The sequence below is a fragment of the Acholeplasma equifetale ATCC 29724 genome (genome assembly GCF_000687735.1).
Classification (GTDB): domain Bacteria; phylum Bacillota_I; class Bacilli_A; order Acholeplasmatales; family Acholeplasmataceae; genus Acholeplasma; species Acholeplasma equifetale.
This window is the reverse complement of sequence record NZ_JHXL01000001.1, coordinates 134,545-149,278: the sequence shown is the minus strand read 5'-3', so window position 1 is coordinate 149,278 and position 14,734 is coordinate 134,545. Positions and strand designations below refer to the sequence as shown.

At 28.9% G+C, this 14,734-nt stretch carries 16 protein-coding genes; 4 read left to right on the top strand and 12 right to left on the bottom strand.

What is annotated here, in order from left to right:
* Window positions 1–49: 49 nt before the first annotated feature.
* The 3 genes from rlmD to T434_RS0100755 are packed head-to-tail and all read right to left on the bottom strand — an operon-like array spanning window position 50 to window position 2,058.
* Window positions 50–1,216, bottom strand: a complete 1,167-nt coding sequence (gene rlmD / locus T434_RS06300; protein ID WP_051614265.1) for a 23S rRNA (uracil(1939)-C(5))-methyltransferase RlmD — start codon at window positions 1,214–1,216, stop codon at window positions 50–52.
* Window positions 1,200–1,652: a bis(5'-nucleosyl)-tetraphosphatase gene (locus T434_RS06295; protein WP_051614264.1), complete on the bottom strand. Its 453-nt coding sequence runs from the start codon at window positions 1,650–1,652 to the stop codon at window positions 1,200–1,202. The genes rlmD and T434_RS06295 overlap by 17 nt, the downstream gene beginning before the upstream one ends.
* Window positions 1,630–2,058, bottom strand: coding sequence for a MarR family winged helix-turn-helix transcriptional regulator (locus T434_RS0100755; RefSeq protein ID WP_162150563.1), 429 nt, complete (start codon window positions 2,056–2,058; stop codon window positions 1,630–1,632). Before T434_RS0100755 ends, T434_RS06295 begins: the two co-directional genes overlap by 23 nt.
* Window positions 2,059–2,205: 147 nt before the next feature.
* On the opposite strand from T434_RS0100755, the gene T434_RS0100750 reads away from it, so the two are divergent.
* Window positions 2,206–3,003, top strand: a complete 798-nt coding sequence (locus tag T434_RS0100750) for a prephenate dehydratase (RefSeq protein WP_026399487.1) — start codon at window positions 2,206–2,208, stop codon at window positions 3,001–3,003.
* Window position 3,004: 1 nt separating this feature from the next.
* Window positions 3,005–3,730 carry a carboxylesterase family protein gene (locus T434_RS0100745; RefSeq protein ID WP_026399486.1) on the top strand — a complete coding sequence of 242 codons (726 nt, stop codon included), beginning with the start codon at window positions 3,005–3,007 and terminating at the stop codon, window positions 3,728–3,730.
* Window positions 3,731–3,772: 42 nt separating this feature from the next.
* Here the strand turns inward: T434_RS0100745 and recD2 are convergent, their stop codons facing one another.
* From recD2 to nadD, 4 genes are read right to left on the bottom strand one after another with little or no spacing between them, the layout of a single operon-like run.
* On the bottom strand, window positions 3,773–6,010 hold the full coding sequence (recD2, locus tag T434_RS06290; protein WP_051614262.1) for an SF1B family DNA helicase RecD2: 2,238 nt from the start codon (window positions 6,008–6,010) through the stop codon (window positions 3,773–3,775).
* On the bottom strand, window positions 6,010–7,137 hold the full coding sequence (gene mnmA, locus T434_RS0100735; RefSeq protein WP_026399485.1) for a tRNA 2-thiouridine(34) synthase MnmA: 1,128 nt from the start codon (window positions 7,135–7,137) through the stop codon (window positions 6,010–6,012). The genes recD2 and mnmA overlap by 1 nt, the downstream gene beginning before the upstream one ends.
* A 9-nt stretch (window positions 7,138–7,146) precedes the next feature.
* On the bottom strand, window positions 7,147–8,985 hold the full coding sequence (locus T434_RS0100730; RefSeq protein WP_026399484.1) for an NAD(+) synthase: 1,839 nt from the start codon (window positions 8,983–8,985) through the stop codon (window positions 7,147–7,149).
* Window positions 8,982–9,554, bottom strand: coding sequence for a nicotinate (nicotinamide) nucleotide adenylyltransferase (nadD, locus tag T434_RS0100725; RefSeq protein ID WP_162150562.1), 573 nt, complete (start codon window positions 9,552–9,554; stop codon window positions 8,982–8,984). The genes T434_RS0100730 and nadD overlap by 4 nt, the downstream gene beginning before the upstream one ends.
* Before the next feature lie 138 nt (window positions 9,555–9,692).
* Between nadD and T434_RS0100720 the strand changes: the two genes are divergently transcribed.
* Together T434_RS0100720 and T434_RS0100715 are read left to right on the top strand one after the other, a co-directional pair.
* On the top strand, window positions 9,693–10,463 hold the full coding sequence (locus tag T434_RS0100720; protein ID WP_026399482.1) for a lysophospholipid acyltransferase family protein: 771 nt from the start codon (window positions 9,693–9,695) through the stop codon (window positions 10,461–10,463).
* Window positions 10,453–10,857 (top strand): Fur family transcriptional regulator, encoded by a 405-nt coding sequence (locus T434_RS0100715; protein ID WP_026399481.1) that lies wholly within the window; start codon window positions 10,453–10,455, stop codon window positions 10,855–10,857. Before T434_RS0100720 ends, T434_RS0100715 begins: the two co-directional genes overlap by 11 nt.
* Before the next feature lie 19 nt (window positions 10,858–10,876).
* Here the strand turns inward: T434_RS0100715 and rsmH are convergent, their stop codons facing one another.
* The 5 genes from rsmH to dnaJ all read right to left on the bottom strand — a co-directional run bounded on the left by rsmH (window position 10,877) and on the right by dnaJ (window position 14,708).
* On the bottom strand, window positions 10,877–11,773 hold the full coding sequence (gene rsmH / locus T434_RS0100710) for a 16S rRNA (cytosine(1402)-N(4))-methyltransferase RsmH (RefSeq protein WP_026399480.1): 897 nt from the start codon (window positions 11,771–11,773) through the stop codon (window positions 10,877–10,879).
* Between the two features lie 67 nt (window positions 11,774–11,840).
* Window positions 11,841–12,032 (bottom strand): 50S ribosomal protein L32, encoded by a 192-nt coding sequence (gene rpmF / locus T434_RS0100705; RefSeq protein WP_026399479.1) that lies wholly within the window; start codon window positions 12,030–12,032, stop codon window positions 11,841–11,843.
* A 15-nt stretch (window positions 12,033–12,047) separates the two neighbouring features.
* On the bottom strand, window positions 12,048–12,488 hold the full coding sequence (locus T434_RS0100700) for a YceD family protein (RefSeq protein ID WP_026399478.1): 441 nt from the start codon (window positions 12,486–12,488) through the stop codon (window positions 12,048–12,050).
* A 65-nt stretch (window positions 12,489–12,553) separates the two neighbouring features.
* Window positions 12,554–13,543 carry a lipoate--protein ligase gene (gene lplA, locus T434_RS0100695; RefSeq protein ID WP_026399477.1) on the bottom strand — a complete coding sequence of 330 codons (990 nt, stop codon included), beginning with the start codon at window positions 13,541–13,543 and terminating at the stop codon, window positions 12,554–12,556.
* 52 nt (window positions 13,544–13,595) lie between these two features.
* Window positions 13,596–14,708 carry a molecular chaperone DnaJ gene (gene dnaJ / locus T434_RS0100690; RefSeq protein WP_026399476.1) on the bottom strand — a complete coding sequence of 371 codons (1,113 nt, stop codon included), beginning with the start codon at window positions 14,706–14,708 and terminating at the stop codon, window positions 13,596–13,598.
* Window positions 14,709–14,734: the final 26 nt, after the last annotated feature.

The following is a 14,734-nucleotide window of genomic DNA, read 5'->3' as shown; positions in this document are numbered from 1 at the left end:
AAAAGAAGCATTTAACCCAGTTTTTAAAGGGTAAATGCTTTTTGTTCTATTATAAGAATGGCTTTTTTAAGCGGTTTTTTAGAGAAAGCAATACGATGTTTTCAACGTGTGCTGTATAACTAAACATATCAACCGGTTGTACAACTTCTGTTTTATAAAACTCACTTAATTGAACAACATCTCTAAATTGTGTCTTAGGTTCACAAGAAATATAAAGTATCTTTTTAGGTTTAAGTTTTTTAATACTTTCGATAAACTTTATACTTGCTCCATCACGAGTAGGATCCATAATTAAAACATCAATTGGCACATCAATCGATTCAATAATTTCTTCAACATCACCATTTAAGAAATGCACATTTGAAATCTTATTGATTTTTTTATTTTGTAAAGCATTTTGATGTGCTTGATGATTAATTTCTATACCGTATACAAATTTTGCTTTTTGAGCTGCTAGCAGTGTTATAGTTCCAATTCCAGAGTATGTATCAAGCACAGTTTCTTTTTTGTCAATATTTGCAATTCTAAATGCTTCTTCATATAAATTCATCATTTGCATCGGATTTACTTGATAAAATGACCTAGATGATATTTGGAAACTTAAATCACCAATTTTATCCATAATATATCCTGGTCCATATAAAATTTTCTCGTTTTCAAGTAATACGATTGGTGTATTTTTATCATGAATATTTTGAACAATAGTTACGATGTTTGGATGTAAACTAATAAGTTCTTTTATAAATTTTGGTCGATTTGGAAATAGATTACCTTGAGTAACGATAGTAACTAAAAAATTTTTATATGCATATGATTTTCTTATAACTACATGCTTAATGATCCCTTCACCAGATTTTTCGTGATAAGCTCTAAATTTATATTTAATAAGTAGTTTTTCTATAGTAATAAATATTGCATCTATTTCTTTATCATGTAAATAATGTTTGGTTGTTGGTAATATTTTTTTACTACCTTCTTGATATAATCCAAGTCTTATCTGAAAATGTTGACCTACTTTAATATTATAGGCAGATAAAACAGCTTTATGTCGATAGTTCTTAGGTTTTGGATTTGGAATAATTGGTCGAATTGGCATATTAAAAAGTGATTGTATCATATCACTTTTTATTTTAAGTTGCTCCTTAAATGGCATTTTTTCATATGTCTTAGATTTGGATAAATCAATATAATCCATATCTTTATCGGTTGTTCTCATATTTTAATTCCTTTACTAATTTTAGGAAAATGATTTTATCATTATCATATGTGAGATATTGTAAAACTTGATCATAATTATACCAACCAGCATGTCGAATTTCATCTTTTGGAAACTTGATGATATGATTAGACGCTTTAGCTAAAAAATAGTAGACATCTTTATAAACGCCATTAGGCATAAGATATGTATTGACTTGCATCTTATCTGATGTAAATTCAATCATAATCCCCGTTTCTTCATAAACTTCTCTTTTAGCTGTTTCCATAATGGACTCACCCTTTTCTATATGTCCTTTTGGAAATGAAAAATGATTCCCATGATTATGTTGGACTAATAAGAAAAGTGGTTTATTATTCTCGATAGTGTATACAATTGCTCCTGCAGAAACTTCTTTTACCATATTTTTACCTTCAATCGTTAAATTTTTCAGCATGATAACCTATTTTTTTAAGTAATCGATTTAATTCCTCTACTTCATTATCACTAAGTACACCGTATACATTTTGAATAAATTTAAAATGTTTCGGTAATATTTCATTCATTAAAGATTTACCCTCTGTAGTTATAGAAATATAAAATGCTCTTTTATCTGATGTACATTGAATTCGAGAAATATATCCTTTTGACTCTAATCGCTCAAGAACATATGTTAAGCTTGAATTTGGTATTAAAACCTTTTGAATGATTTCATTAACCATTAATCGTTCATATGTATTAAGAACTTCTAAAACCGAAAACTCATTCATAGTCAAACCATATGATTCAATATTTTGTTTCATAATTGATTCTAAAGCATTCTTTGCTTTTGATAAGATGATATAACTTTTGATCTTTTCCAAGGCTATCACTCTCTTTATAATTCTATATTATTTTATCATTTGTTCATCAAATCAGTATCTTTATTATATTTCGAAATCGAATTTTCTTATATTGATATACTTATAATATTTAAATATGTTAAAATATTGAATCATAGGGGATGACATATGATAAAAATACTTACATTAGGCCCAAAAGGAACTTATTCAGAAATTGCCTGTCAAAAAATAATTGAAAAGTTAGACAATAAAGCTGTTATTCGATATGAACCAAGTATTGATTTATGTTTTAATACGTTTAAAGAAGATATCTTAGTACTTCCACTTGAAAATTCAATTGATGGCTTTGTTCAAAGAACACTTGACTTATTAGTTAAGTATGACAATTATTTTATTTCTTCAATTGAACGAGTTGATGTCACTTTTTCGTTTGTAACTAATGAGGTAAGTATAGATTCAGTTGATGAAGTATATGTTCAATATAAAGCGCTTCAACAATGTTTAAGTTTCCTATCAAAATTTAAGCATTTGAAGTTTATACAGACAGAATCAAATACTGAGTCTTTAGAAAAACTTATGGAAAATCTAGATAAAAGGGCAGCCATTATTCCGCATCACCTTGTTAATTTTCCATTTGAATTAACGATACATCATATTGAAGATATTAATCCCAATCAAACTAGATTTGCATGTATCGAAAAAACACTTCATATTCGAAATTCAAATAATGCTTTAATCGTTATAACACCAAATGACGATAGACCCGGTCTATTATACGATTTATTACATATTTTTAAAGAACACAATATTAATCTTAAGTCCATTATTTCACGCCCAATAATAGATAAAATTGGGTTACATCATTTCTTTTTAGAATTAGATATCAATCATAAAAATATTCAAGAAATCATAAATGATTTTATGAGTATTTACGATGTAAAAATTCGATTATTAGGAGTATATTAAAATGAAGTTAGAAAACTATATGTATTTAGAAACTTACGAAAATCCATCCATTTATGAAGGTAAAATTTTATATCGCATTTATATACCAAAAACTAAAAGAGAATCTTATCGTGCTGTCATATTTTTCCATGGTGCTGGTGAACGTGGAGATGATGGATTAAAACACATTCAATTTAATACTAAAATACTAGAATACATTATCAATCATCCAAAATATAAAGATGATACAATAATTATTGCTCCACAAATTAAAGAAACAGAGTACTGGATTGATCGATCTCAGTTATTGGCAGATGGCATTTATAGTTTTGAAAATACACCTTACATTCCAGTATCTCATTTATGGAATCGTTTCTTGGATTATGATTTACTAAAAAAATTTCCTATTGATCCAAAACACATTCACTTAATCGGATTGTCCATGGGTGCTGGTAAAACAGCAGATTTAATTGCTAGATTCCCTGAAAAGTTTGCATCCGCAATATTAATATGTGGAAAAATCGATTTAAATATACTACCTTTATATCTAAAAACCCCAATTTGGATGTTCCACTCTATTGATGACCAAGTAGTTAATCCAAATAGTTATATAGAAGCTAATAAATTTTTTAGTCAAAATCATAAAAACTATAGGTTTACGCTTTATCAAGATGCTAGTCATGGTTCTTGGAATAGAGCCTATGAAGAAAAAGGTATATTGGATTGGTTGTTCTCATTTAGTCGATAAAAAAAACCATATGAACTAAAAATTGTAGTTCGTATGGTTTTTTTATTTCATAAAATCATATGGGCTTAAATCATCAATATTGATTTCTTCGATAGACTCATCAAATAATGTTTTTTCATTATCTAAAGTTAATCTAGATTTAAGCATTGTTTTACGTTTTTCAGATAATTGATTTGAGGCATATTGAAGTAATCTCATATCTCCTAAAATCAATAAATACTCTTTAGCACGTGTAATTGCTGTATAAATAAGTTCTTTTTTAAGCATATGCAAATAGCTTTTAATAATTGGTAAGAATACAATTTTGTATTCTGAACCTTGAGATTTATGAATTGAAATAACATATGCTAAATTAATATTTTCTAAATCAGCTTGATCATAATAGACAAGTTTACTATCAAATGAAATTTCCATTTGAAGTTTATCATATTGGTTTAAATAAATATTTTTAACATATCCAATGTCACCATTCATTACTTGACGTTCTTTATCATTTGTTAATTGGATGACTTTATCGCCTTTATAGTATTTTTTATCACCGTATGACATAAATACTGAACTATTGACATTTGGATTAACCATTTTTTGAATAGCTTCATTCATAGCATCAATTCCTAATTCACCTTTATATTGTGGAATTAATACTTGAATATCATTATAAATATCATATCCTTTTTTGATTGCACCTTCAATTTGACCTAAAATTACTTTTTTTATTTGTGACTGTTCACCTTGATATAAAATGACCTCATTTGAACTAATTAAATCTTCATAAGTTAATTTTTGTTCATTAATGCTTTTGGCAAGTGAAATAATATGTGAATCTTTAGCTTGACGGTGAATCTCTTTAAGACGAATAACTGGTATGACATTTGATGCAATCATGTCACCTAAAACATTACCGGGACCTACAGAAGGTAATTGGTCTTCATCACCAACGATAATTACTTGTGCTTTTTCAGAAATCGCATCAAATAGTCGTCTTGCTAAAAAGATGTCTATCATTGATGCCTCATCAATAATAATAAGTTGATGTGGCAAAGGATTATATTTATCAAATTTAAATGAATGATCAAAATCAAAACCTAATTGAGCATGTATTGTTCTTGCTTCTAAACCTAAAATTTCTTTCATTCTCTTAGAAGCTCTCCCTGTTGGAGCCATTAAACCAATTTTTTCGCTTATATAAGGGTCTTTCAGGTTAAGTTTATAATAAGTTGCATAAAGATTAAGCAAACCATCTATAAGCGTTGTTTTTCCTGTACCGGGGCCACCTGTAATAATTGTTAAAGGATTTATAATCGATTGGATAATTGCTTCTTTTTGTTTCTCTGTATATTCTATGTTTTTTTGAATAGATATCTGATTAAGTAATAACTCTAAATAATCTATATCAAGTTTACGTTTTGGCTGATTCGTTAAACTTAATAATGATTTAGCAAGTTGAATTTCAGAATAATAAATTTCAGTTAAAAAATATAAATCCTTTTCAACTTTAATCTTAGCTTCCTTTTCTAAAAGTGTTAAGCCATCATCAATATTGATTTCAATATTTAATAATTTATTAACCTTTTCATTTAATGATTTTTTGTCTAAATATAAATCACCGTGTTGAAAAGATGTTTGATTAAGAATATAAATAATTGCAGCTTTAATTGTTCTTATATCATCTTTTTCAATACCTAATCTGATTGCTAATTCAAGTGATTTTAAAAACCCAAAACCATCCACTTCATACATCAAACGGAACGGATCTTCTTCTATTTTTTCAACAGTTTGGGAACCATATATTTTATATAAATTCATTGATACTTTATAGCTTAAACCATATTCAAATAGTTTAATAAAGGTTTTTTGCATCATTAAATCTAATGTTAATTGTTCATATAATAATTGTCGACGTTCAGGCTTTAAAATAGGGCTTAAAACGTTAGGATCCGCTAAAATCTTATCAATAGCATCAACACCTAATAATTCAACGATTTTCATAGCTGTTTTAGGTCCAATACCTGTAAATTGCTCACTTGACAAATATCGAATTAATCCCGGTTCAGTGATATCTTCTATTCTTTCATAAGTTTCAACTTTAAATTGTTTACCAAAGGTAGGATGAATGACATATGAACCTTGAAATTCATATAGTACTTCTTCATTTAAAATAGGAAAAAAGCCCAAAATAGTAATTATTTCTTTTTCGGGCGTTTCTAATTTAGCAATCGTATAACCATTCTCATCATTCTTATATTTAATTGATTGTACGTATCCCTTAATCTTTTCCATTAGCTATAAAGTCTTTTCTCATCCTTCATAAATACTTCTGAAATAAAACCTGAACCTACACATTCATCACCTGAATATATAGCACACACTTGACCGGGTGTTACAGCTCTTACTTTATGTGGATATAATACTTTTAATGTTGTATCATCAATCCATTCTATCAATACTTTTTGATCATCTTGACGATATCTAAATTTTGCAGTATATTCGCCATTTTTCTTTTCACCACGCCATTTAACTTCTGTAATGATAGCATTATCAGAATATAAATATGGGTGATGGAATCCCGGTTCCACAAATAAAGTATTTGTTTTTAAATCTTTCCCAACAACGAACCAAGCATCTTGAGTATCTTTAGAACCACCAATACCCAAACCTTTTCGTTGTCCTATTGTATAATTCATTAATCCAAAGTGTTTTTTAATATATGTACCATCTAAACGACGCATATCACCTTCTTTAGCTGGCAAATAATTTGAAAGAAATTCAGCAAAATGTCTTTCTCCAATAAAACAAATACCTGTTGAATCTTTCTTTTCAGCAGTTATTAAGTCTGCTTCTTTTGCAAGTTTTCTAACTTCAGACTTTGTTAGATGACCAATTGGAAATAATACATTTTTTAATTGTTCAGTCTTTAATTGACTTAAAAAATATGTTTGGTCTTTATTTTTATCATATGCACGTAATAAACGAGGATATTCGCCAGAATGATCAATATTTGCATAATGACCCATTGCAATATAATCCGGATTGAACTTTTGAGCGTAATCAACAAATGCTTTAAATTTAATTTCATTATTACATAATACATCTGGATTAGGTGTTCTATTTTTATTATATTCATCAATAAAATATGAAAAAACTCTATCCCAATATTCATGGATAAAATCAACTCTATGCAAAACAATTCCTAGTTTATCTGCAACCATTTTCGCGTCTTGATAATCTCTTTCTTGTTCACATGTTTCATCATACAGTGTGGGGTTACCTTTAAAATCCATATTTGCAGCTGAATCCCAGTTACGCATGAAAACACCTTCAACATCATAACCTGCTTTTAGTAATAATAATGCTGCAACAGATGAATCGACACCACCGGATAACCCAATTAAAACTTTCTTTTTCATTGTACAAAACTACTTTCTTTTAATATCTGCTGGTAATCTTAAATCACCACGTGGTGATAATGACACCTTAAAAATTTTAGGTCCTTCAGGCATTGGAATACGTTTGAATTGTTGTGTGTAGAATCGTTTGAAAAATCTTGTAACATATTGTTCTACAACGAAATCATCAAGCATAAAAGCTTCTTTAACTAAAAAAGTTAAAGTATTTTCATCAGCACCTTCGACCAAATGATAATATAGCATAAAATCATTTATCTCATAACGACCAATACTATCCTCAGTTGATTGATTTGACTTAAGTTCAGGTGAAATAGGTCGTTTCGCTATATTTTTTAACACATTTTCCAACATTTTGAAACCGTGTTCTGCATGGTATAAAACTAGTGCACGAATAATTGTTTTAGGAATACCACCATTCGGATTATACATACTCATATGATCTCCGTTGAATGTCATCCATCCTAATGCAATCTCACTTAAATCTCCTGTACCTAATACAATTCCATCATATTGATTTGATAAATTCATTAAATAAAGTGTTCGAATTCGTGCTTGAGCATTTTCATATGTTACATCTTCTAGTTTCTTATGATTAATTTGAATTAAATGAACATTCAACTCATCTTTAATTGGGATTTCCAAGGATGTTACTCCTAAAGATTCCATTAATCTTAATGCGTCAGATTTCGTTGCGTGAGATGTAACTTCACTAGGTAATGTAACACCAATAATATCTTTAACATCACGATTTAATGCTTTATATGCATCATATAGAACGAGCATAGCCAAAGTGCTATCAAGTCCTCCGCTCATACCAATAATTACTCTTTTGGTTGGAATACTTGATAATTTTTGAACTAAAGCTCTTACCTGTAAAGTGTGTATGAAGCTAAAGTCCTCAACTTTTCCACCAGGTAAAAATGGTTGAGTTTCTATGGCTTTAGCAAACTTAAAATTTTCATCTTCTTTAAATTCAACAGATACTTTCCTTACATAAGGAAGATTTTCTTTAATATCTTTAAAATTGGTATCCATTCTTCTTTGATGACGAATAGATTCAATATTTATATCAATAGTAAGTCTTTCAGTTAAAGTACTTGGATCTGACTCATCAATTAGATCACCATTAACTGCTGCTATCTTATGATCAGAGAATACTAAATCAGTTGAAGATTCGTATGCACTTGAGGTGTAAAAATAACCACCAATTTGACGTCTTGAATTTTCAATAACAATATTTCTTCTTGTTTCTGGTTTATAAATGTTTTCAGGAGACGATGATAAATTAAAGATCATTTGTGCACCTTGTAAAACTAACTCATTACTTGGTGGAAACATCCCCCACATATCTTGACAAATTTCAACACCAAATGAAATATTTGATTTTTCATCTTTAAATACAATATGTCCAAAAGGTACTTTTTGTCCAAGAATTTCAATATCGAATGTTTGATGTTTAATACCTTCTCTAAACCAACGTTTTTCATAAAACTCTTTTGTATTTGGTAAGAAATATTTAGGAATAGCACCGATAATTTTTTTATTTTGTATAACAACTGCAATGTTATATAAAACATCATTTACCATGTAAGGTAAACCTAAAATATATATGCCTTTATATGTTGTTTCATTTACAATTTTCTCTAAACTTTGATAAACTTCATCTAAAAAGAAAGATTGGTAAAACAGATCACCTGCAGTATAACCTGATAATGTTAACTCAGGAAATAAGATGATATCTGCTTTTGATTCATCCAACATCTTTAAAATTGGATTTACATTTAATAGTGGGCTCCCAATTGTAATTTTTGGACTTACTAAATCGATTTTAATAAAATTATGTTTCATAGTTTTTCTCCTTGATACAACTTATGTTGAATGATATATTGGTATACTTTATCATCTAAATCGTTTTTATATTTTTCTATATTATCTCTGATTCTTGAACTTGAAATATCACTTTCAAATTCAAAAACCTCATAATACGTATTAAAACGTTTAAATATCTCAAATGATAATTCATACTTTGGTCGTTTTACGATAATAAATGAAAACTCATTGAGTAAGGCTTCATAGTTTTTCCAAAGGTGCATCGTTTTTAAGTGATCCGTTCCTATGATAAAAAATATCTTCTCTTTAGGATGTGTTTTTTGAACTTGTTTTAATGAATGATATGTTCCTTTAAAATCATCTCTATTTTCAATGTCAGATATATCAATTAAATCATTATGTTTAAATATTAATTGAAGCATTTCATAACGGTACTCAAATGGTAACAAATTATCTTTCCAAGTATATTTATGTCCAACAGGTAAAATAATAAACCGATTTGGTTTATACTTTTGGATAAGTGATTCAATAATTAATTGATGTGCTTTTGTAGGTGGATTAAATGATCCACCATAAACTAATACCATATATCATTACCTCAAAGAATATTATAACATGTAATAACTGCTTTCCTTTAAAGATTGAGATGTTTTTTTAATACTTTGTGTGATATTTTTTATAAATAATGTTATAATTTTTATAAATAAATACGAAAGGGTCATTTCATGTCTGAGCATAATCCAAATAGGGTCGAACACGAATTTAAAACAATAAATGCTAAACCCGTAAAACTAAAAAAGGGATATCGTTTTTTTATTAAAAATCCAATATTTTTATTTTTTAGTACGCTTTTAGTATTATTGATAAAAATTATAATTTACTATATTTATGGCATTTTAATTCGTGGCTTACGCGTTAAAAATCAGAAACACCTTAAATATCTAAAGAAAAATAAACATGTATTAGTGTCGAACCACATTCATCCTTTAGATGCTATATGGATTGGTACCGCTGTTTTTCCGCGTAGAATGTATGTAACAATGCTTCAAAGTAATTTAGGATTACCTGTAATTGGTAAAATTTTAAGATTAGCGGGTGGTATTCCTATTCCTGAATCAAAGGAACATATGTTACAGTTTTTAGATGAATTAAATTACCAATTAGAAAAGAAAACACCAATATTAGTTATGCCAGAAGCTGCTCTTAAACCATATCATGTAGGTATTCGTAAATTTTTATCTGGAGCATTTAGATTTGCAGTTGATGCAAATGCAGATATTCTTCCATTTGTTTATGTCTATAAAAAACCTAAAGGTATTCAAAAATTATATCGAAAAAAGCCACTTCTTGAAATGCATATATTAGAACCTGTTAAAGTCATCATTGGGGATACAAAACACCAATCACTCAATTTAACAAAAGATAAAGTCCACCAAGTCATGCGTGATTATTTCAATAAACATTCAGATTTAAAGGAGGAAGGATATGAAATCTAAAAATCGTTTTACAAAAGCTAGAAAAGCTTTGTTAGAAGTTTTAAAAGATAGACACTTAACCTTCAAAGAAATTCAAAAAGAATTAACATTATTAGGATTTCATAATGTTTCCACACTTTATAATAACTTAGAATTTTTTATGAACAATGGAATGATTATCGAATTTGATATTGATGGTACAAAGTATTATGATTTAGGTAGTGATAATCCTTATCATAAAAATGATAATCATTTACATTTTGTATATAAAAATCCAGAAACAAAAGAAACTGTAATCGAAGAATTTGATGTTCCCGATGTTTATGAACTCATTAAATCATATGCCGCATTAAAAGGTTTTAAAACAGAATATATTCGAATACTAGTATCAGGTAAAAAAATAGGTAAAAAGTAGGTTTAACTAACCTACTTTTTTATTGTTTTTCAGCAATTCTTAATTGTGCACTATGACTTCTTGGATTTTCATTTAATTCTTCTATAGATGGTGTGATTGCCTTTCTATTTATAATTTTTAATGGCGGTTTTGGAAAATTGCGAACATCAATGTTTTTCGGTAATTGATATTCACTATTATCCTTATAAAAATGTTTAACAATTCGATCTTCTAACGAATGAAAAGTAATAATTGATAAACGTCCTAATGGATTAAGTAATTCAAGTGCTTGTTTTAATGCATTTTCTAATACTTCTAATTCATTGTTTACTGCAATTCTCAAAGCTTGAAAAACTCTTTTCGCAGAATGTCCTTTGACATCTTTGTTGATTTTATCTGTTATTTGAACAAGTTCTAAAGTAGTATGAATAGGACGTCGCTTTTCAATTTCTAATGCGATTTTCCACGCATTTTTCTCATCACCATAAACTCTAAATATACGAGCTAACTCTTCTTTTGAATATTCATTAACAATTTCATACGCAGAAATTGGTTGACTTAAATCCATTCTCATATCTAGTTTATGATCTTTTAAGTAAGAAAAACCTCTTGATTCATCATCTATTTGAAAACTTGATAAACCTAAATCAAATAAGATACCATCCACGTGATGAATACCTAATTCACTAAGTTTTTCTTTCATGTTCGAAAAATTACTATGAATAATTGTTTTATTTGGATATTCTTTTAAGCGTTCATTTGCACGCATAATAGCATAATCATCTTGATCAAATGCAAATAAATGCCCTGTTGTCAATTTTTTTAATATAGCTTCTGAATGTCCTGCACCACCTAATGTCGCATCGACATAGATTCCATTTGGTTTTATATTCAATCCTTCAACTGCTTCATTTAATAATACTGTAATATGTTTCATACGCTTACCTCATACATATTATACCAAAGAAAAAAGCACTTCTCGTGCTTTTTCTTTTCGAAGAAAATTATTCAGCTTTTTTGTTTTTCTTCTCTAAAACTAATTGTCCCTTATAATAACCGCTGTTTGGAGTTACTCTATGAGGTAATGTAAATTCACCTGTTTGAGGATCTACAACGATTGTTGGAGTCTTTAGTTTGTAATGTGAACGACGACGTCTTTTAGCACCCTTGGAGTGTCTTCTAAAAGGTATTGCCATGCCAGGTCACCTCCCTTAATTTTTCTTCATTAAATCTTTTAAAGCTTCAAACGCTGGATGACCTTTTTCTCTATCATCTTTGAAAAGATCTGGATTAGCTGTTTCGTGATAAACATTGACTTCCTTTTCTAAAAGAATTTCAGCAAAAACAATATCACTAAGATGAATTTCATCTTCTAATGCATAATCCATATTATCTTTATCATTTGAATAAATTATTTCTGTTTCAAATGATAGATTATAAGGTACTGGTTTCAATGTGATTGCACATTTTTGAGTAATTTTCGCATCAATTTTTAATTCTAATCGAACTGAATCGATTTCTTTATAAATTTTACCTTGTACTCTGCAATCTTCGATTGAAACTAAATCAACGACATTTTGAACATAATCATTTAAATCTAATTGATAATCAATTGAGGTAACTGGCTCTAATTCTTTAATTAATATTTTCATAAATAACACCTCAACCTAATGTATTATATAAAAAATGTTATCATAAGTCAATTATAAATCAAAATTTATACATTTAAAAATGCATCTTTAAATAATTTGTTGAAATCTTCATTTTGACTATTTAGAATCATGTTACTTAATGTAAATCGATCGAGAACTGATTTTATATCTTGGTAACTATAAGTCACACCTTTAAATGCTTCCTCAAAAGCATCTAAACTGTCTAAATTAAAGAAATCTCCTTTAAATTTTATATTTTGAATCACACCATCTTTAACATCAATTAAAGCCTCGATGTATCCCCATGGGAAGCGATTTTTTAACTTTTGAGTAAATGGCGGTTGATCTTGATATAAGAACTTATCTGTTTGATAATATTTAGCATCATTCCAAAGTTTTTCAACCTCTTTGTCGCTTATTTCATAAACTTGATCACATAATTCTTTTTCTAAGAATTCGAATAGTTCTTTTTCACTCATTCCATTTAAATATGGTTTTAAGTTGTTCACTCTTGAACGTACTGATTCAATGCCTTTAGAGATTAACTTTTCATCTGGTGGTGTTAGCGCACGAACCATTGTTTCAATATCTAAATCATACATCATTGTACCATGCATGAGCATTCCATTTTTATTTTGTAAGAAAGCATTACCACTTACCTTTTTACCATCTAAAGTAATATCGTTTCTTCCAGTAAATTCTAAATTAACACCTAATTTTTTAAATGCATCGATGATAAGTTGTAAATACTTTTTGAATGTAAAACCTTCTTTATCTCGTTTTGTAATAATTGTAAACATCGTATTATTTTCATCAGAATAGACTGCACCACCACCTGTTGGACGTCTAAAAACTTTAATATGATGTTCTTTAACATATGGAAAATTAACTTCATTTTCAATCACTTGGTTTTTACCACAAATGACACCTTTAATTTTCCAAGTAAAAAAATAGGTTTCCCCTTCTTTTAATAATTCATTTAAAACATAATGTTCTAAGGCGTAGTAAAAATATGGTTCTAAATTACCTTCATTATGATGTTTAACTAATATCATTTAATCACCTACTTAGTTATTATTATAAAACAAAAGAGGTAATTCATTACCTCTAATTGTTTTGATTTTGAAAAAAACTCTTAAATTTTTTCCAAATAGACTCTTTTCTTGGTGTATCTAAGTTTTTAAGCTGTTCGAATAATTTCTTTTCTTCACTTGATAAGTTCTTAGGTGTCTCAACTTGGATAACAACTAATTGATCACCACGTCTGTTTGAACGAACATCCTTAATACCTTTTTCTCTCATCCTTAAGGTTGTACCGGATTGTATACCAGCTGGAATTGTTAGATCCACATCACCGTAAATAGTTGGAACAACAACTTTATCGCCTAAAGCTGCTTGAGAGAATGTAATTGGTACTTCAAGAATAATATCCATATCTTGTCGTTTAAATACTTTATGAGGTCTTACTTTAAATGTTATGAATAAATCGCCAGATTCAGCACCTTTTTTACCACCATGTCCATAACCTGGTACCCTTAATGTCATGTCGCTATCAACACCTGCAGGTATTTTAACATTAACTTTCTTCTTAACTCTTTGACGTCCTGATCCAGAACATACATGACATTTATTTTTAATTGTCTGACCACGTCCACCACAAACAGGACATACTGTTTGAGTACGCACATTACCAAATATTGTTCGTTGATCGACATTGACATATCCTTGGCCGTGACATCTAGAACATACTTCAATATCTTTATTACTTTCTGCACCAGTACCATGACAATGACGACAATCTTCTGTAATTTCGACTTCAATTTCTTTTTCAGTACCTAAAACAGCTTCCATGAAGTCAATCGTCATGCGTATATTAATGTCATCTCCGACATTATTTTCACGTCTTGGTCGACTACCTCCACCAAAGAACGAACTGAAAATATCTTCAAATCCGCCAAAACCGCCAAAACCACTAAACCCTTCACCAAACGGATTGCCATTGGCACCTGCATGCCCAAATTGATCATATTGAGCACGTTTTTGTGGATCACTTAATGTGTCGTACGCTTCTTGCACTTCTTTAAACTTGGCTTCTGCATCTGGCTCAGTAGATACGTCTGGATGATATTTTTTTGCTAAAGATCTATAGGCTTTCTTAATTTCTTCTGTACTTGCAGTTTTAGAAATGCCTAAGATTTCATAATAATCTCTTTTTGCCATATTTTTAATTTCCTTAAACTAAACAG